Source organism: Streptomyces sp. NBC_01244 (assembly GCF_035987325.1).
Taxonomy (GTDB): Bacteria; Actinomycetota; Actinomycetes; order Streptomycetales; family Streptomycetaceae; genus Streptomyces.
In genome coordinates this window covers 9,226,852-9,244,553 of sequence record NZ_CP108488.1, presented here as the reverse complement: position 1 = coordinate 9,244,553, position 17,702 = coordinate 9,226,852, and the positions used below count along the sequence as shown (strand labels likewise).

Genomic DNA, 17,702 nt, shown 5'->3' with positions numbered 1-17,702 from the left:
CGGGTCTCCGTGGGGGCGGTCGCCCTCTCAGGACCCGGTGCCGGCCGCTTCGACCAGCGTGACCATGGCGTTGACCGCCTTGCGGTCCGTGAGTCCTTGCTCCCGGCACAGAGAACGCCACGAGGAGAACGCCACGGCATGGCCGATCAGCGCCCGCCGGACCGGGTCGTCGGCCTCCGGCCAGGCGCCGGCCAGCACCTCGACGTACTGCCGGGTCATCTCCTGCCGGGCCTCCCGGATCGGCTCGGGGACGGCCTGCTCGTCGCGGATGACCAGCGACAGCATCTGCTCGCCCGCACGGTAGAAGCGGTAGAGGTCGGCAAGCCCGGCCGTCACTCGCTCGACGGGGTTCTCGATCGCGGCCCATTCTTGGGGTCGGGGCAGCTTCTGCCGCGACAGCCAGTGTCCCGAGCACGCTTCGAACAACGCCATCTCATCCGGGAAATGCCGATAGACGGTCAGCCGAGTGACCCCGGAGCGCTCGGCGATCGCCGCGATGGTCGTCCACGCCGGGCCCGCGGTGCCGTGGAGATGCACGGCGGCCTCGATGATGCGCTGCCGCGTCCGGCCCACGTCTTCGGCGCGCTTGCGCATCTCGTAACCACGCGGTTTCGGTGAACGGTCCTGTTCACTCAACTCTTGACATCCCGGGGTCCACGGTGAAGCCTTTTAATGGAACACCAGCGTATCTCCAAATTCTGTCGAGGAGTGATCGCCATGACAGAGACGCCGGCCCCACCGCTCACCATCGTCCGCCCCGGCGAGGGGTCCGATGTCTTCCTCGGCTCGATCGGGGTCGCCTTCAAGTTGTGGGGTGCCGACACCGGCGGTGCAGTCTCCGTCGTCGAGCACCCCTTCCCGGTCGGGGCACTGGTCCCGCCGCACCTGCACACCAGGGAGGACGAGTACTCGATCGTGACCGGGGGTGAGATCGGTTTCCGCTCCGGCGACCGAGAGACCGTTCTGGGCCCCGGCGGCTACATCACCAAGCCGCGTGGGGAGCTTCACGCGATGTGGAACGCCGGCCCCGTACCGGCCCGCATGATCGAGATCATCAGTCCGGCCGGGTTCGAGCACTTCTTCCGCGAGCTGGCCGAGATGCTCGCCGACGGGCCGCCGTCGACGGAGGACGCAGTACCCGTGCTCGCCGCCAAGTACGGGCTCGAATTCGGACAGCCGGCCTGGCTGCCCGATGTCATCGCGCGGTTCGATCTGACACCGCCCGGCGTCTGACCGAGGAGGGGTGTTCGGCCTATTCCGCGTAGTCGTTGCCCTGGAGGTGGAGGGAGCGCAGGGCCGCCTCCAGGGTGAAGCGGTGTTCCGGGTCGGTGATGCGGTCGCCCAGGTGTGCGTCCAGGTTGCGCAGGCGGTAGCGGACCGTCTGCGCGTGGACTCCTAGTAACTCCGCGACCTGATCGGCGGGGCCCCGCGTGGAGATGTGGACGCGCAGCGTCTCGACCAGGCGTCCGCGCCTGGAGCCGGTGAGGCCGCTCAGCGGGGCCAGTTCGCGGGCAGCGATGTGGGTGACGAGCACGGGGTCGGACAGGAGCCACAGGGTGGTCAGGTGGTCTTCGCAGTGCACGACCGGCTGGTCGGGCACGATCCCGTCGTCGATGAGCTGCAGTATCCTCCTGGCCCACCGGATGGAGTCGGCGGCCTGCGGCGGTGGCACGGTCAGGCCTATGACGGCCGGGGCTCCCGACAGGGCGGACTCGAGCATCGCCAGTCGCTCGGGGGTGAGCGGTCCGGGGATCAGCAGGTGGGGCTGGGGCATGCCGAGGTCCGCGAGGACGTCCCGGTCGAGACATGTCCGCATGTGGTCGGGCGCCGGGGCACGTAAGGCCACCAGCGTGCACTGGGCGGGGAGTTCCCACGACGCCTGCTCGCACAGCTCGGCGATGGTCGCCTGTGGCAGGGGCGACCCGACGAGGATGAGATGGAGCAGTTGTCTCCGTAACGCCGACACCTCGGAGGCCGCACGGGCCTGGACCTCCGCGTACCCCTCGCGCGCGATGGCCTCCAGCTCGTCGACGTACGCGAAGAGCGCGTCCGCGAAGGCGAGGATCAGGGAAGGCGACAGGTTGTACCGGCGACCGAGGGTCTTGGCCCGGCGTAGCGCGATGCGGGCGCCGAGCCGGTAGGCACCCTGGAGGGTGTCGAGGTCACGGCCCTCGTACGCCTCCACCCGGCCGAACTTGCGCAGCAGCTCGTCGCGCAGGACCGAACTCGCGCCGGGGTCCGCGACACGGTCCACGAACGTGGCCAGCGCCTGCTCCACGCCCTGGCGGATGGCATCCGCATTGGGGCCGTTGAGGAGACGGGCATACACCGGATAGGCGCGCTCCACCTCGACGCGGATCTCCTTGATGAGGCCCGGAACCTCGGGCCTCATCAAGGCGGCGAACTCCCTGGGGAGCGGATCGAGCGGTTCACCGAGGTCCGGTGATGATGCGATTGAGGGCATGACCGATCCCTTGCTCTCCTGCGCGCCCGGCGGGGCGTGGCGTAGCAGTGCCCCGTCTGACTGGAGGGCTCGGGCGCGTCCGTAAGGTGCGTACCTTTGTGCGGTGCTGACGCTAAGTCAAATTGCCTGTGCTGTACATCACTTGAGCACGAGCTACGCAGGAGGGAGGGCCGGGGTGGATGAGATAGGCCGGGAATCGGCGGTCGGTGACTGTTACTTGACGGCGGAGTGCCAGTTCCGGGCGAGCTGCGCACCCGCGTCTGGGGCCACCGTCCCCGGGGCATAGAGCCCGCCCAGGAAGGTCTGGGTGTTGTTCAGGGTCAGGCTGTTCTTGCCCGCCGCCGACGGCAGACCGGTCTTGAGGTTGACCGCCGCGTCGATCAGCCCGAACAGACCCAGGCCGCAGCCGCTGGCGCCGGGGACGGCGAAGGTCGTGTCGTACTGGGTGGAGCCGAGGAGGTTGAGGCGGCTCATGTCGCCCTCCTCGTTCGCGCTGCCGTCACCGTTGAACCGTTCCACTCCGAACTCCGGGTAGGTGAGGTTCTTCGGCTTCAGGACGATCGGGTTGTCCTTGGTGCCGATGTAGCAGTTGCCGCCGAGGAACGGGTTCTCCAGGTGGATGCGGACGGGGATGTTCACGATCGTCTGGTCGGTGACGACGCCCGCTATCTGGTCGAAGTTCGAGGGGGCGCCCACCGACTCCAGGGTTGCGGTGATCTTGTTGAGCTTGCCGTCCGTGAGCTGCTTGCAGATGGCGGTGATGCCCGGGATGTTGCTCGGACACATCAGCCCGAGGAGACCGCCGGGCACTGTCGCGGAGTCGGCGATGATCGCCCCGGAGGCCGGCGCGACGACACTGCTGGTTCCGTCGGAGTTCTGGACGACGCCCATCTGGAGGTTGCTGTTGGCGGTGACGACCGTCGTGTTGCCGAGTTTGATGGATCCGCTGGTGGAGTAGGAGACGACGCACTGCGGCGTCTTCTCCAGACCGTCCGCCCCGAGCATCGCCGGCGAGTCGACGGGGCAGCGGGTGAAGGGACCCCACGCGCCGTTGAGGGCCGGCGTGGCGGCGGTCGCCGTGCCGAGGGAGGCGAACGCGCCGAAGGCGGTCAGCGCCGAAACGGTGACGAGCCGGGTGCGTGCGGAGACGAGTGGCATGTCGGTGCCTTTCGATGACGGGGACGCGCTCAGGTCTGTGGTGCGGGGGTGCGGGGTGCGGGGGGGCCTGTGTGGCTGGGTGCCGGGTGCCCGGGGTGCCCGCGGTGCGCAGAGCCTCCCGGCGGCGGTGGTGGTGGGGGTCAGCGCTCCGGCTTGGGGACCACGTACGGCTGGCGGTCCTCGGTGCACTGGCCCTCGGTCGGTACCTCGACTCCCACCGCACAGGTCTGGCCCTGGATCTGCTTGACGTAGTTGCCAGGACCCGAGATCGACGCGGTCAGCAGCCGGTCCAGGTCCTCGCCACCCGCGCCGCAGCCCGTGAAGGCGGGAATGGTCACCTCGCCGGTCAGCGGCCCGCCGGACGTCAGGACGTAGCCGGTGGCGTCCGTGCCGTTGATGAGCTGCCCCTTTCCGAGCATCACCAAGTGCGGGCCCGGGTACGTGGCCGGATCGGGTTCCGGGGAGCTGAGCGGGGTCTGCGTGCGGCACGACGGGCCGACGTCCAAGCGCGTGCCGTTGACCTCGACGTCCAGTACGCGCAGGACCAGCGGGGCCCGTACGTACGTCTCGGCGATGTTGTCCGGGAAGACGAGCAGGACGTCCGAGGCGACGGTCATGGGCCCCGCCTGCTCAAGGACCATGGTCGCCGTCGTCGGGGCGAAACCGAAGGTCAGGAAGGTGGACTTGAAGGGCGGGGTCTGTTTGCGGCCCTGGTAGTCGAGGTAGGCGTCCGACTTCTGGAGCAGGTGGATGCTCCCGTCCGGCGGGAAGGCGATCTCCGGGTCACCCTGCTCGATCTGCACGCACGAGACCGGGATCAGGGAGGCGCCACTCAGTTTGCGGACGTTGGCGTAGCCCGTGATGTACGCGTTGAGCGACTTGTCGGTCGGGTTCTTCTTGACGCAGGGCGGCGCCGGCGGCCTGTCGGCCGACGAGCCGGCGCGGGCGTCCCCGACCTTCGGCGCGTGGCCCGTTCGCCCCTTCGCCCGTTCCGTGGGAGTTGCGGGTGTCGTCGGGCCCTTCGGGGTACCGGGGGCCGTCGGGGACGCGGGGGCCGTCGGCCGTCCGGACCCCGGGGCCGCGGAGTCGGACGGGGAGGGCGACCCGCTCGGGGCCGGGGTCGCGGACGGACCGACCGGCACCGTGGCGAGCAGGCCGTGGCCGTCGGCGTCCTTCGCGAGGGTGCAGGTGAGGGAGAGGGACGCGGGAGTGGCGGGCGCGCCGTCGGCCGTACCGAGGGCGAGGTCGACGCCCAGGTCCGTGGCCGTGAGGGTGAGGTCGCCGTTGACGACCGCCGTCACGGCCGGGGCGTCACCGGTGGTACGGAGCGTCAGTGAGCCTTCGGCGGGAACGGCGACGGGCCGGGCCGGGCCGGTGCCGCGCCAGAGGGCCTGGGCCTTCGCCCCGCGCTGGGCGACATCGAGGGCCAGCCCGGTCTCGGGCACCACCGTGGTGGCCTTGAGAGCCGTCAGGTCGGAGACGGCCCCGGCCGGGAGCTCGACCGTCGTGGTGACCCCGGTGGGGCGGATCGCCTCGCCGGCCGCAACCCGGTCGGGGAAGGTGGCCGCGACCCGCACCGCGACGCGTTGCGGTCCCGGGGGCAGGGCGCAGTCGTAGGGCAGTTTTACGGTGATCTCCTGCGCCCCCACCGCGGCAGCCGCTGATGGGATCAAGGGGGCGAGCGCCACGAATGCGGCGATCGCCGCACCACGCGTGCGGACTCGGGGTGTCCGCAGGGCGGGACGGTGGCCTCTCATCGCTTGCTCCGCTCAGGGATCGTCCGGGACACCGACGACCGGCATGGCCGACGGCCTTGGCCGGTCTGCATGTCTGGTCTGCGTGCCTGGTCTGCGTGCCTGGTCTGCGTGCCTGGTCCGCGTGCCTGGTCCGCGCCGGGGGTCTGCGCCGGGGTCGGCGAACGCCCGGCCGGTCTCACCGGTCGGGCGCACGGACCCGGGGAGTGTCGGCGACACTCCCGCACGCCTTACGGGTTGGAGCCGACGATGGTCGGGATGACCGTGGTGCCGGTCTTCTTGACCAGGTAGGCGCCGGTGAAGATCGGCTTGGCGCCGACCGGTACGGCGCTGCCGCAGTTGGTCGACGAGACGACCTTGAGCTCCCCGCTGACGCTGGAGACCGCGAGCTTGCCCGTCGAGTTGGTGTAGGTGCCCGACGCCTTGCCCGTCACGCGGAAGACGCAGGCACCGACGGTGACCTTGGCGTCGACGTTGCCGATGTACCCCTTGGTGACGCCGGTCGCGGCGGTGTAGTCCTGGGCCACCACGGTCCACGGGGTCGTCGCGACGGTGGTCACGTTGCCCAGGACACTGGTGCAGGGGAAGCCGGTGGCACCGAAGTTGATGGCGCTGATCGAGCCGACGGTGGCGGGGTTGCCGGTGGCGCTGGCCATCGAGCCGGAGGCGCCCGACTTCGTACACGTCATGGCGATGCCGTTGACGCTGAGGACGATGTTCCCGCTGTTCGTCGCCGTGAAGGTCGAGGGGGACGGGTTGACGGTCCACACGGTGGACGGCACGGCCGATGCCGGGCCGGCCGCCAGGAGGAACGCTGCGGTGGCGGCACCGGTGACGACGGCGAAGTTTCTGATGGTCTTCTTCATGACTCTGGGACTCTCCTTGGGGATTGACCGGCAGAGGTGGGCCGCAGCTGTGCAATAGGGGGAGACACAGACGACCCGCGGCTCGGTGTTCCTCGGCCGCGACGCTGACGTTACTTGCGGGAAACTTGGCTGAACAATGGAGTAGTTCAAGATTCTTTGAAGAGCCCGTATTAACTGTTCAGCGGGTGAGCGGTCGTCGGCGCAGCATTAGCCCGCGGGTGCGCAATGTCGATAATTCCGGTCGATCACACACCCCGCTGCCACATCTTTCCGCCCGACGGAGGGTCCGCATCGCGATATGTGGAAGAAATACTCTCGCGCATGACAAGTAAGCGCGTGCATATGTGATCCGCGTGACAAGGGGTACGCGGGCGCGGGCGATCTCGAGAAAAACCCGGAACCTGCGTATTGCCGTCGGATGTTACCCGGCCGTAGCGTTCCGGGTGCGACGCTCACCCCCAGGTTGGCGGCCACCGAAGCAGGAGTCCTGACGGACGGGTCCGGCGCCGCCCCCCGGCGGGGCCGGCCCCTTCTCGGTGGGGCCCCGCGAGTCCGGCTTACGGACCCACGGGGCCCCGTTGTGTCTCTCCGGACACAAATGACGCACCCGGATTTGTCCACGCGGTGACAAATTCCGGGGCGCCGGGCCGAATCGGTGTCACACCTATTGTCCCGGTGATCGTGAACGACTTAACGTGCGGCCCGAGACGCACTCGCGGCACACTCCTGCTGGAGGTGGTATGGGAATCGAAATAGCTGTTGAGGGTCTGACCATGTCCTTCGGTAAGCAGAACATCTGGCAGGACGTGACCCTGACGTTGCCCGCGGGGGAAGTGAGCGTCATGCTCGGTCCTTCCGGCACCGGGAAGACAGTGTTCCTCAAGTCGCTCATCGGTCTGTTGAAGCCGGAGCGGGGACACGTCCTCGTGGCCGGAGTCGACATGGTGAACAGCCCCGAGCGCGACATTTACGAGGCCCGCAAACTCTTCGGTCTCATGTTCCAGGACGGCGCTCTCTTCGGGTCCATGTCCCTCTTCGACAACATCGCCTTCCCGCTGCGCGAGCACACGCGGAAGAAGGAGTCGGAGATCCGCCGGATCGTCATGGAGCGCATCGACGTCGTCGGACTCCTCGGGTCCGAGGGCAAGCTCCCCGGCGAGATCAGCGGCGGTATGCGCAAGCGGGCGGGACTGGCCCGCGCGCTCGTGCTCGACCCGCAGATCGTGCTGTGCGACGAGCCGGACTCCGGCCTCGACCCCGTCCGCACCGCCAACCTCTCGCAGTTGCTGATCGACCTGAACGCACAGATCGACGCGACGATGCTCATCGTCACCCACAACCTCGACATCGCCGCGACCGTCCCCGACAACATGGGCATGCTCTTCCGGCGCAAGCTCGTCACCTTCGGCCCGCGCGAAGTGCTGCTCACCAGCGACGAGCCCGTCGTGGCGCAGTTCCTCGCGGGACGGCGCGAAGGCCCCATCGGGATGTCCGAGGAGAAGGACGAGGCCACGCTCGCCGCCGAGGCCGCCGTGCCCGGCCTCGCACCCACCACGCCCCGGGTCATCGTCCCGCAATTGGAGCCCTCGCCCGGACTGCCGCGGCGCCAGGCGGTCCTCAGGCGCCGCGAGCGCGTACTCGCCCTGCTCGACACACTGCCGCCCGCCGCCCGCGCCGCCATCGAGGACACGTACGCGCCCGGGGCTCAGGCGCCGACCCTGCGCCTTCCGGGCACCGGGAGCGGCTCGTGATCACGGGCGCGCTGCGGCAGACCGGCCGGCTCTTCGCCCTCGCGGCAGAGGTGGGCCGGTCCATCTTCCGACGCCCCTTCCAGTTCCGGGAGTTCGTCGAGCAGTTCTGGTTCATCGCCAGCATCACGATCCTGCCCGCCGCACTCGTCTCCATCCCGTTCGGCGCGGTGATCGCCCTCCAGGTCGGTTCGCTCACCCAGCAGCTGGGCGCGCAGTCGTTCACCGGAGGCGCCAGCGTCCTCGCCGTCATCCAACAGGCGAGCCCGCTCATCGTGGCCCTGCTCATCGCCGGCGCCGGCGGCTCCGCCATCTGCGCCGACCTCGGCTCCCGCAAGATCCGCGAGGAGCTCGACGCGATGGAGGTCATGGGCGTCTCCCCCGTCCAGCGCCTGGTCGTGCCGCGGGTGCTGGCGACGATGGGCGTGGCCGTGCTCCTCAACGGCCTGGTGTCCGTCGTGGGCACGCTCGGCGGCTACTTCTTCAACGTCATCCTCCAGGGCGGCACCCCGGGCGCCTACCTGTCCAGCTTCTCCGCGCTCGCCCAGCTGCCCGACCTCTACATCAGCGAGTTCAAGGCCCTGATCTTCGGGTTCATCGCGGGCATCGTCGCCGCCTACCGCGGCCTCAACCCGCGCGGCGGCCCCAAGGGGGTCGGCGACGCCGTCAACCAGTCCGTCGTCATCACGTTCATGCTGCTGTTCTTCGTGAACATGGTGCTGACGGCCATCTACCTCCACATCGTCCCGCCGAAGGGAGGCTGAGGCCGATGGCCTCCCCGTTCGTCTGGCTCGACCGGTCCGGCGACCAGTTCCTGTTCTACGTCAAGGCGCTGGCCTGGATCCCGCGCACGCTGCGCCGCTACCTCAAGGAGGTCCAACGGCTGCTCGCCGAGGTTGCCTTCGGTTCCGGCGGCCTCGGTGTGATCGGCGGCACCATCGGTGTGATGATCGCGATGACCCTGTTCACCGGCACCGTCGTCGGCCTCCAGGGGTACGCGGCCCTCGACCAGATCGGCACCGCCGCGTTCACCGGGTTCGTCTCCGCGTACTTCAACACCCGCGAGATCGCGCCCCTGGTCGCCGGGCTCGCCCTCTCCGCGACCGTCGGCGCCGGCTTCACCGCCCAGCTCGGCGCGATGCGGATCAACGAGGAGGTCGACGCCCTCGAAGGCATGGGCATCCGCTCGATCCCGTACCTGGTCACCACCCGCATCATCGCGGGCGTCGTCGCGATCATCCCGCTCTACGCGATCGGCCTCCTCTCCTCCTACGTCGCCTCCCGCTACGTGACCGTCCTGTTCAACGGTCAGTCCGAGGGGACGTACGACCACTACTTCAACCTGTTCCTCTCCCCCACCGACGTCCTGCTGTCGGTCCTCAAGGTGCTGATCTTCAGCGTCATGGTGATCCTCGCGCACTGCTACTACGGCTTCCGTGCCTCCGGCGGCCCGGCCGGAGTCGGCGTCGCGGTGGGCCGGTCCGTGCGCAATGCCATCGTGATCATCAGCGTCACCGACTTCTTCCTGTCGCTGGCCCTGTGGGGCGCGACCACGACCGTGAAGGTGGCGGGGTGAGATGAGCAGCCCACGTGGTGAGACCCTGCGTCGCCGGCTCGCCGGAGTCGTCTTCCTGCTGGTACCCGCGCTCCTGATCTGGCTGGCGATCGCCGTCTACGACAAACAGTTCACCGCCAGCACCCCGATCACCGTCGAGACGGGCAGCGTCGGCAACGAGATGCACCCGGGCGCCGAGGTCAAACTGCGCGGTGTCGTCATCGGCGAGGTCCGCTCCATCGCCGCCACCGACTCGGGAGCGCGCCTCACCCTCGCGATGAATCCGGCCACCCTCGCCGACGTCCCCTCCGACGTGCGCGCCCAGATGCTGCCGACGACCCTGTTCGGCGAACGGTTCGTGGCGCTCGTCCCGCCGCAGACGCCCTCGCCGAAGCCCATCGGCGCCGGGGCCGTCATCCCCGAGGACCGGTCCAGCAACGCCGTGGAACTCCAGCAGGTCCTGGACAACGTCCTGCCGATGCTCACCGCCGTCCAGCCGCAGAAGCTCTCCGCCACCCTGTCCGCCGTCTCCCGGGCCCTCGAAGGACGCGGCGACAAGCTCGGCGCCACGCTCGCCCAGCTGGACTCCCACCTCCAGAAGTTCAACCCCGAACTGCCCACGCTCAACCGGGACCTCCGGGAACTCGTGAAGGTGAGCAACCTGTACGCGGACGTGGCCCCGGACATCGTCACCGCGCTCACCGACTTCACCACCACCAGCGGCACGCTCGCCGAGAAGGAGAACGACCTGGCCGGCACCCTCGGGGCCACCACCCGCACCGCCCAGGACGTGACGGCCTTCCTGCGCCAGAACAAGAACAACATCATCCGGCTCAGCGCCACCGGCAGGCCGACCCTGGAGCTGCTCGCCGAGTACTCCTCGTCCTTCCCCTGCACCTTGCGCACCCTCGCCGAGTTCGTGCCCGCCATGGACAAGGCGCTCGGCAAGGGGACCGACCGGCCCGGCCTGCACGTCAACGTCGTCACCGTGCCCTCACGCGGCGCGTACGTACCCGGCCGCGACACCCCCTCGTACACCTCGGGCGGCGGTCCGCACTGTTACCCCGTGCCCTACCTCGGTGTCCCGGTGGCACCCGCCGCGCGGGCCTCGGCGGCGGCCGAGCAGAACCTCGGGCCCGCCAACTCCCCGCAGGAGAACGAGTTCCTGAACGAGCTCCTCGCGCCCGCGGCCGAGAAGCAGCCCGGCGACCTGCCCGACTGGAGCAGCCTGCTGGCCGGACCCGCATACCGCGGCACGGAGGTGATCCTCAAATGACGAACGACCTCGCGCACACCCGACGGCGCCCCCTGACCGGCCCGCTGGTCAAGTCCTTGATCTTCGTCCTGGTCACCGCCCTCGCCACGACCGTGCTCGCGCTCAGCATCGCCAACACCGGCGTGGGCTCCGGCACGCGCTCGTACAAGGCGCTGTTCACCGACGTCACCGGGCTCATCGACGGGGACAGCGTGCGGATATCGGGCGTGAAGGTCGGGGAGGTGACCGACGTCCGGGTCGTCGACCGGCGCACCGCCCAGGTCAGCTTCAGCATCCGCGACGACCGCACGCTCCCCGGCTCGGTGACCGCCTCGGTGAAGTATCTCAACATGGTCGGGCAGCGCTACGTGGCCCTGGACCGGGGCAGTGGTGACGTGGACGGCATCCTGCGGCCCGGCTCCACCATCCCGCTGGACCGCACGAAACCCGCGCTCGACATGACGCTGCTCTTCAACGGGTTCAAACCGCTCTTCGAGGGCCTGTCGCCGAGCGACGTCAACGACCTCGCCGGATCGCTCGTCCAGGTCCTCCAAGGCGAGGGCGGCACGGTCGACAGCCTGATCCGGCACGTCGGTTCGCTCACGCAGACCGTCGCCGCCAAGGACCAGGTGATCGGTCAGGTCGTCACCAACCTGAACGTCGTCCTGGACACGCTCAACACCCGCGAGGCCGCCTTCGGCGACCTAGTCGTCACCCTCCAGAAACTCGTCACGGGCTTCAACGACGACCGCAAACCCCTGGGCAAGGCCGTCCAGGCGATGGGCGACCTGACCACCGTGACCGCGGGACTCCTCGAGGACGGGCGCGCCCCCCTGAAGCAGAGCATCGGCGAACTGGGCCGCCTCTCGAACACCCTCGGCGACCACGCTCCGCAGATCGAGGACTTCCTCAACAGGACTCCGGCCAAGATGACCGCCCTGGCACGGCTGTCCTCGTACGGATCGTGGTTCAACCTCTACCTCTGTGAGGCCCGCGTGAGCGGTGTGAGCACTTCCGACGGCTCCACGCCGCCGACCGGCATCGTCGTCACCGAATCGAGGTGCCGAGGATGAGCCGCCCGCCAAGGTGGACCCCCGTCAAGGCCCGCAACCCCGTCGCCGTGGCCGTCGTCGGACTCGTCGCGCTCGCCCTGATCGCCGTCCTCGCCTACAACGTGGACCGCCTGCCGTTCGCCGGCGGGGGCACCGCCTACAGCGCCGACTTCACCGAAGCCGCAGGCCTCGGCACCGGCGACGAGGTGCGCATCGCCGGGGTCAAGGTCGGCTCGGTCACGGGGGTCGCCCTCGACGGGCCCAAGGTGAAGGTGACGTTCGAGGTCGGTGACGCCTGGGTCGGCGACCGTTCCACCGCCGCCATCGCCATCAAGACCCTGCTCGGCGACAAGTACCTGGCTCTCGACCCGCTGGGCGCCGGCCGGCAGGACCCCGGCAGCCGCATCCCGCTGGCGCGCACCACGTCCCCGTACGACGTGACACAGGCGTTCCAGGACCTGAGCGGCACGGTCGACGCCATCGACACCAAGAAGCTCGCCGAAAGCTTCGAAACGATCTCCGACACCTTCAAGGACTCGCCGCCGAACGTGCGCAGCGCCGCCACCGGCCTGTCGGAACTGTCCAAGTCCGTCTCCAGCCGTGACGCCCAGCTGTCCCAGCTCCTCCAGGGGAGCCGGACGTTCACCAAGACGCTGGAGGGCAAGAAATCCAGTTTCGAGACCCTCATCGAGGACGGCGGCTCACTGCTCGGCGAGCTGAAGGACCGGCGCGACGCCATCCACGCGCTGCTCACGGGCAGCCGGGACCTCGGAACCCAGCTCAGCGGCATCGTCGACGACAACGACCGCCGGCTCGGCCCGACTCTCAAGGCCCTCAGCCGGGTCACCAAGGTCCTGGAGAAGAACAGCGGCCAGCTCGACAAGACCCTCGCCCTCGTCGGCCCGTACTACCGGCTCGTCGGCAACACCCTGGGCAGCGGTCACTGGTTCGACAGCTACCTGTGCGGAGTCGTACCCCGGAACTACCTGCCGGAGGCGTCACAGCCCAAGACCGGATGCCGGCCGCCGCAGCAGAAGGCGCCGGCGAAGGGGAGCGGTGCATGATGACCACACCCAGAAGGCCCCTCGTCATCGGGCTCGCCATCGTAGTGCTCACGGCCTGCGGCCTCGTCGCCGTACGCTTCCTCGAGTCCGACGGCACCCGTGTCACCGCCTACTTCGACCGCGCCGTCGGCGTCTACGCCGGATCCGACCTGAGGATCCTCGGGGTGCGCGTCGGCGAAGTCGAGTCCGTGCAGCCCGAAGGCACCCGGGTACGCGTCCGTCTCCACGTCGACGAGGGCGTACGCGTCGCGGCCGACGCACGGGCCGTCATCGTCGCCCCCAGCATCGTCGCGGACCGGTACGTCCAGCTCACCCCGGCGTACAGTTCGGGCCCCGCCCTCGCCAACGGTGCCCAACTCGCGGCGTCCCGCAACCGCACCCCCGTCGAGATCGACCAGCTGTACGCCTCGATCACCGAACTCGGCAAGGCCCTCGGCCCCGACGGGGCCAACAAGACCGGCGCCCTGTCCGGCCTGCTCGAAACCGGCGCCAAGAACCTCAAGGACAACGGCGACGCGATCGGGACGTCCATCCAGGAGTTCGGCAAGGCGGCCAAGACCCTCGACGGCAGCAGCGACGACCTGTTCACCACCCTCAGCCAGCTCCAGACGTTCACCACCATGCTCAAGGACAAGGACGGCGACGTCCGCACCGCCCAGGAGCGCCTCGACGACGTGGTGACCTTCTTCGCCGACAACAAGGACGACCTCGCGGGCGCCCTCACCGAACTCGGCAAGGCCCTCGCCCAGGTGAAGACCTTCATCCAGGACAACCGGGGCGAACTGAAGCAGAACGTCGACCGGCTCGTCCCCCTCACCCAGGCCCTCGTCGATCAGCGGGCCTCCCTCGCCGAGGCTCTCGACGCGGCCCCGCTCGCGGCGGGCAACGTGGTGGGTGCGTACAACGAGAACACCCGCACCCTCGACGGCCGGGCCAACCTCAACGAGATCAGCATGGGCGGACCGCTGCTCCCGCTGCCCGTGGCCGGCGGCTCGTCGGCCACCCGTGGGAAGGGGGACCGGTGAAGCGCCGCGTACCCTTCACCCGCAAGGCCGCCGGGGCCGGGATCGGCGGGGCCGTCGCCCTCGGGGTGGCCGTGGTCCTCTCCGTGACCATGCTCCCCAAGGACCTGCCCCGCTTCGACGGCATCGAGGACCTGCCGCTGCCCGGCGGCGCCGACCTCGGCTCCCACCCGTACACGATCACCGCCGAACTCGCGGACGTCCTCAGCCTCGTCCCGCAGTCCGCGGTCAAGGTCAACGACGTCGCCGTCGGCCGCGTCACCGAGATCCGCCTCGGAACCGGAGACTGGACGGCGCGCGTCACCATGAAGATCAACGGCGACATCAGGCTGCCTTCCGATGCGAGCGCCCGCCTGCAGCAGTCGAGCCTGCTCGGCGAGAAGTTCATCGAACTCACCGCACCCGCCAAGGACGCGGGCGGCGCGCGCCTCACCGACGGCAGCACGATCCCGCTCGCCCGCACCAGCCGCAACACCGAGGTCGAGGAGGTCTTCGGCGCCCTGTCCCTGCTGCTCAACGGCGGCGGGGTCAACCAGCTGAAGACCATCACCAAGGAGCTGAACTCCGCGCTCGGCGGACGCGAGCCCGAGGTCCGCTCCATGCTGGAGCGGGTCAACACCCTCGTGACCAACCTCGACGCGCACCGGGGCGACATCACGCAGGCGCTCGACGGGGTCAACCGGCTCTCCATCACGCTCGCCGAGCGGAAGAAGGACGTGGGCACCGTCATCACCAACCTCTCCCCCGGCCTCAAGACCCTGGAGAACCAACGGGGTTCGCTCCTGACCATGCTGCGAGCCCTCGACACCCTGTCCGGTGTCGCCGTCTCCACCATCAATGCCGGCAAGGACGACATGGTCGCCGACCTCAAGGCCCTCGCGCCGACCCTGAAGGCACTCGCCGACGCCGGCGCCGACCTGCCCGACTCGCTCCAGGCGCTGCTGACGTACCCCTTCACCGACGAGGTGATGCGGGGCATCAAGGGCGACTACCTCAACACCTACCTCTACATCGCCGCCGAACCCGGCACCCAGGTCATCCCGCCGCTCGTCCCCCAGACCACGCCCGGCCCGACGCCCACCCCCGCGACCGAGCCCGGCGCCACCGCCGGCGGGGGTGCGTCCGGCAGCGAGGGCGCGTCCGGCAGCAGGGCCACGAAACCTCCGTCCCCGCTGCCGCTGCCGCCCGTCCAGAGCGTCGGCCCGGCCGGACCGGCATCCTCCCCGAGCGCACCGGGCACCGCCGCCGGAGCGAAGGACGGAGGGAAGACCCGGTGATCACCCTCGCCGTACGGCTGAAGAACCTCGCGTTCCTCGTCATCGCCGCCCTCGTCCTCGGCTACCTCGGCATCCACTACGCCGACCTCGGCCGCTACGTCGGCGTCGCCGACTACTACACCGTCAACGTCCACCTCGCCCGCACCGGTGGCCTGTTCCCCCACTCGGACGTCACCTACCGGGGCGTCTCCGTCGGACGCGTCGGCGCCATCGACCTCACCGCCGACGGAGTCGTGGCCCGGCTGCGCATCAAGAAGTCGGCCGCCCGCGTCCCCGCCGACGCGAAGGCCGTCGTCGCCGGGCTCTCCGCCGTCGGCGAGCAGTACATCGATCTGCGGCCCGACGGCGACCAGGGCCCCTACCTCGCGGAGGGAGCCCGCATCGACCAGGCCGACACCGAGGTGCCCGCACCCGTCACCGACCTCCTGTCCAGCATGAACGACCTCACCCGGTCCGTTCCGCTCGACTCGCTGCGCACGGTCGTCGACGAACTGGGCAAGGCGTTCGAGGGGCACGGCGACGATCTCCAGGCCCTGATCGACGGCGGCAGCGCGTTCGTGCAGGCCGCCGACCGCAACTTGCCCGCGACCACCCGCCTCATATCCGACGGAGAGGTCGTCCTGCGCACCCAGGCCGAGGAGGGCCGGGCCATCCGCGACTTCGCCACCGGCGCGCGCGAACTCGCCATCACCCTCAAGGGATCCGACGGCGACGTACGCCGCCTGCTCGCCGTCACCCCGGGCGCGGCCACCCAGATCAGCGGCCTCCTGCGCGACCTCGACCCCAGCCTCGGCGTGGTCCTCGCCAACCTGCTCACCACCTCGGAAATCGCCGTCACCCGGCAGCGCGGCATGGAGGAGCTCCTCGTGAAGTTCCCCGCGGCCGTCTCCGCGGGCGCCACCACCGTCGACGGAGGACGGATGAACCTCGGCATGGCCGTCACCTTCTTCAAGCCCCTGCCCTGCACCTCCGGCTACGGCGGCACGCGCTACCGCAACGGCCTCGACCTCGGCACCGCACCCGCCCTCAACACCGGGGCCTCCTGCACCAGTCCGGCCTCGTCCGGGACGAACGTGCGCGGCTCCGCGAACGCCCCGAAGGGCGGCCCCGTCCCCACCCCGGCCCAACCCGGTTCGCTCCCCTCGGGCAGCGCCGGCTCCGCCACCGCGCCCGGCGCGCCGGCCCTGCCCGGCACGCTCGCACTGCCCGGCGCGCTGGCACTGCCGGGCCAGGACGGCGGGCCCACCGACATGGCCGGGCTGCTCGGCCTCGGTGCCGGGAGCGTCCGGTGAGGCGCGCACGCGTCCTCGCCGGCGCCGGACTGGCCGTGGCGCTCGCCTTCTGCGGGACGGGCGCCTGGACGTACGCGCAGGCCCGTACCGACGACGGTCTCGCCTTCAGCCGGGAGCGGGACGCCGTCCTCGCCCAGGGCCGCGATCGCATCGCGGTGCTCAACACTCTGGACGCGTCCACGCGTGAACACGCGGAGGCCGGGATCAAGGCGTGGCAGAACGCTTCCACCGGGCCGTTGCACACCGAACTGGGCGCCACCCGGCCGGCGGTGGGCGCCTCGGCTCGCGCCGCCGTCACCGAGGCCGCCGTCACCGCGCTGGACCCCCGGGCGGGTACGGCGAAGCTCATCGCGACCGTGCGCGTCGACGTCACGCCCCAGGGCACCTCGAAGACGACGAGTGACCGCAAGCGGCTCGAAGCCGTCCTGGAGCGTACGGGCGACGCCACGTGGAAGGTCAAAGCGCTGAGCGCCGTTCCGGTGGCGAGCGCGGACGCCGCCGGTACCGCTACCGATACCGGGGGGAGCGAGGCGAAGTGACACGACTGCTGCGGAAGACGACGGACAGACGCGCGCAGGCCCCGGGCGAGGACGGCGGTGGCTCCGACGACCGCATCGACGCAGATCTCCGCGGCTCCGGCCCCGGCTCCGACTCCGACTCCCCCTTGCGCTCCCGCTTCGGCGGCCGGTGGCAGACGGCGGCCTTCGCGGCGGCCGTCGCCGTCCTGCTCCTGGGCGGAAGTGCCTTCTTCTACGGCGCGCATCACCTGCGCTCCACCTCCTCCGCCCAGAACCGTGCCCTCACCGACACCGCGGCCACCGAGCGGGTGAGCGGCGAAGTCGGTGACGGCCTGGCCAGGATCTTCTCCTACACCCCCGCCGGCGCCGACGCCACCGAGCGGTCGGCTCGTTCGGTCCTCGCGGGGCGGGCGGCCAGGCAGTACGGCGACCTGTTCGCCCAGCTCCGCGCGAACCTGGAGACGCAGAAGATCACCCTCAGCACGCAGGCCGTCCGCACCGGGGTGATCGAGCTGGACGGGAACACCGCTCGGCTCCTGGTCCTCCTCGACCAGACCTCACGGCGGGACGAGGGGGCCACCACCTCGGCCGCGGCCCAGCTCACCGTCACCGCGCAGTTCCACGGCGACCGGTGGCAGATCGTCGACATCAAGGCCCGCTGAGAGATGAGCGGGAGA

The 17,702-nt window shown here is 70.0% G+C and carries 17 protein-coding genes; 12 read left to right on the top strand and 5 right to left on the bottom strand.

Going from position 1 to position 17,702, the window contains the following annotated elements; translation table 11 throughout:
• Nucleotides 1-27: 27 nt before the first annotated feature.
• Nucleotides 28-636, bottom strand: coding sequence for a TetR/AcrR family transcriptional regulator (locus tag OG247_RS41150; protein ID WP_327257072.1), 609 nt, complete (start codon nucleotides 634-636; stop codon nucleotides 28-30).
• 81 nt (nucleotides 637-717) lie between these two features.
• Here OG247_RS41150 and OG247_RS41145 point away from each other — a divergent pair, with 81 nt between their 5' ends.
• Nucleotides 718-1,233, top strand: coding sequence for a cupin domain-containing protein (locus OG247_RS41145; protein WP_327257071.1), 516 nt, complete (start codon nucleotides 718-720; stop codon nucleotides 1,231-1,233).
• 19 nt (nucleotides 1,234-1,252) lie between these two features.
• Here OG247_RS41145 and OG247_RS41140 read toward each other — a convergent pair whose 3' ends face one another.
• The 4 genes from OG247_RS41140 to OG247_RS41125 all read right to left on the bottom strand — a co-directional run bounded on the left by OG247_RS41140 (nucleotide 1,253) and on the right by OG247_RS41125 (nucleotide 6,242).
• Nucleotides 1,253-2,464, bottom strand: coding sequence for a helix-turn-helix domain-containing protein (locus OG247_RS41140; RefSeq protein WP_327257070.1), 1,212 nt, complete (start codon nucleotides 2,462-2,464; stop codon nucleotides 1,253-1,255).
• A 213-nt stretch (nucleotides 2,465-2,677) separates the two neighbouring features.
• On the bottom strand, nucleotides 2,678-3,622 hold the full coding sequence (locus tag OG247_RS41135; RefSeq protein WP_327257069.1) for a hypothetical protein: 945 nt from the start codon (nucleotides 3,620-3,622) through the stop codon (nucleotides 2,678-2,680).
• 140 nt (nucleotides 3,623-3,762) lie between these two features.
• Nucleotides 3,763-5,379, bottom strand: a complete 1,617-nt coding sequence (locus OG247_RS41130; RefSeq protein WP_327257068.1) for a DUF6801 domain-containing protein — start codon at nucleotides 5,377-5,379, stop codon at nucleotides 3,763-3,765.
• Between the two features lie 227 nt (nucleotides 5,380-5,606).
• A complete protein-coding gene (locus tag OG247_RS41125; protein ID WP_327257067.1) occupies nucleotides 5,607-6,242 on the bottom strand; it encodes a hypothetical protein in 636 nt (211 codons plus the stop codon).
• Nucleotides 6,243-6,982: 740 nt separating this feature from the next.
• Here OG247_RS41125 and OG247_RS41120 point away from each other — a divergent pair.
• The 11 genes from OG247_RS41120 (at nucleotide 6,983) to OG247_RS41070 (ending at nucleotide 17,687) form a co-directional block, all read left to right on the top strand.
• Complete coding sequence (locus OG247_RS41120) at nucleotides 6,983-7,993, top strand: ABC transporter ATP-binding protein (RefSeq protein WP_327257066.1); 1,011 nt, start codon at nucleotides 6,983-6,985, stop codon at nucleotides 7,991-7,993.
• A complete protein-coding gene (locus OG247_RS41115; RefSeq protein WP_327257065.1) occupies nucleotides 7,990-8,754 on the top strand; it encodes an MlaE family ABC transporter permease in 765 nt (254 codons plus the stop codon). Before OG247_RS41120 ends, OG247_RS41115 begins: the two co-directional genes overlap by 4 nt.
• A 5-nt stretch (nucleotides 8,755-8,759) precedes the next feature.
• On the top strand, nucleotides 8,760-9,566 hold the full coding sequence (locus OG247_RS41110; protein ID WP_327257064.1) for an MlaE family ABC transporter permease: 807 nt from the start codon (nucleotides 8,760-8,762) through the stop codon (nucleotides 9,564-9,566).
• A gap of 1 nt (nucleotide 9,567) precedes the next feature.
• Nucleotides 9,568-10,821 carry an MCE family protein gene (locus tag OG247_RS41105; RefSeq protein ID WP_327257063.1) on the top strand — a complete coding sequence of 418 codons (1,254 nt, stop codon included), beginning with the start codon at nucleotides 9,568-9,570 and terminating at the stop codon, nucleotides 10,819-10,821.
• Nucleotides 10,818-11,873, top strand: coding sequence for an MlaD family protein (locus tag OG247_RS41100; RefSeq protein ID WP_327257062.1), 1,056 nt, complete (start codon nucleotides 10,818-10,820; stop codon nucleotides 11,871-11,873). The genes OG247_RS41105 and OG247_RS41100 overlap by 4 nt, the downstream gene beginning before the upstream one ends.
• Nucleotides 11,870-12,916, top strand: coding sequence for an MCE family protein (locus tag OG247_RS41095; RefSeq protein WP_327257061.1), 1,047 nt, complete (start codon nucleotides 11,870-11,872; stop codon nucleotides 12,914-12,916). Before OG247_RS41100 ends, OG247_RS41095 begins: the two co-directional genes overlap by 4 nt.
• Nucleotides 12,913-13,941, top strand: coding sequence for an MCE family protein (locus tag OG247_RS41090; RefSeq protein WP_442813543.1), 1,029 nt, complete (start codon nucleotides 12,913-12,915; stop codon nucleotides 13,939-13,941). Before OG247_RS41095 ends, OG247_RS41090 begins: the two co-directional genes overlap by 4 nt.
• Before the next feature lie 89 nt (nucleotides 13,942-14,030).
• Complete coding sequence (locus tag OG247_RS41085; protein WP_327257810.1) at nucleotides 14,031-15,215, top strand: MCE family protein; 1,185 nt, start codon at nucleotides 14,031-14,033, stop codon at nucleotides 15,213-15,215.
• Nucleotides 15,212-16,507: an MCE family protein gene (locus OG247_RS41080; RefSeq protein WP_327257060.1), complete on the top strand. Its 1,296-nt coding sequence runs from the start codon at nucleotides 15,212-15,214 to the stop codon at nucleotides 16,505-16,507. Before OG247_RS41085 ends, OG247_RS41080 begins: the two co-directional genes overlap by 4 nt.
• Nucleotides 16,504-17,046, top strand: coding sequence for a hypothetical protein (locus OG247_RS41075; protein ID WP_327257059.1), 543 nt, complete (start codon nucleotides 16,504-16,506; stop codon nucleotides 17,044-17,046). The genes OG247_RS41080 and OG247_RS41075 overlap by 4 nt, the downstream gene beginning before the upstream one ends.
• Nucleotides 17,043-17,687: a hypothetical protein gene (locus OG247_RS41070; protein ID WP_327257058.1), complete on the top strand. Its 645-nt coding sequence runs from the start codon at nucleotides 17,043-17,045 to the stop codon at nucleotides 17,685-17,687. The genes OG247_RS41075 and OG247_RS41070 overlap by 4 nt, the downstream gene beginning before the upstream one ends.
• Nucleotides 17,688-17,702 lie beyond the last annotated feature (15 nt).

Coding starts and splice junctions, on each gene's coding strand:
- OG247_RS41145 (WP_327257071.1), top strand. CDS start 718: ATGACAGAGACGCCGGCCCCACCGCTCACCATCGTCCGCCCCGGCGAG.
- OG247_RS41140 (WP_327257070.1), bottom strand. CDS start 2,464: ATGCCCTCAATCGCATCATCACCGGACCTCGGTGAACCGCTCGATCCG.
- OG247_RS41135 (WP_327257069.1), bottom strand. CDS start 3,622: ATGCCACTCGTCTCCGCACGCACCCGGCTCGTCACCGTTTCGGCGCTG.
- OG247_RS41130 (WP_327257068.1), bottom strand. CDS start 5,379: ATGAGAGGCCACCGTCCCGCCCTGCGGACACCCCGAGTCCGCACGCGT.
- OG247_RS41125 (WP_327257067.1), bottom strand. CDS start 6,242: ATGAAGAAGACCATCAGAAACTTCGCCGTCGTCACCGGTGCCGCCACC.
- OG247_RS41120 (WP_327257066.1), top strand. CDS start 6,983: ATGGGAATCGAAATAGCTGTTGAGGGTCTGACCATGTCCTTCGGTAAG.
- OG247_RS41110 (WP_327257064.1), top strand. CDS start 8,760: ATGGCCTCCCCGTTCGTCTGGCTCGACCGGTCCGGCGACCAGTTCCTG.
- OG247_RS41105 (WP_327257063.1), top strand. CDS start 9,568: ATGAGCAGCCCACGTGGTGAGACCCTGCGTCGCCGGCTCGCCGGAGTC.
- OG247_RS41100 (WP_327257062.1), top strand. CDS start 10,818: ATGACGAACGACCTCGCGCACACCCGACGGCGCCCCCTGACCGGCCCG.
- OG247_RS41095 (WP_327257061.1), top strand. CDS start 11,870: ATGAGCCGCCCGCCAAGGTGGACCCCCGTCAAGGCCCGCAACCCCGTC.
- OG247_RS41090 (WP_442813543.1), top strand. CDS start 12,913: ATGATGACCACACCCAGAAGGCCCCTCGTCATCGGGCTCGCCATCGTA.
- OG247_RS41085 (WP_327257810.1), top strand. CDS start 14,031: ATGCTCCCCAAGGACCTGCCCCGCTTCGACGGCATCGAGGACCTGCCG.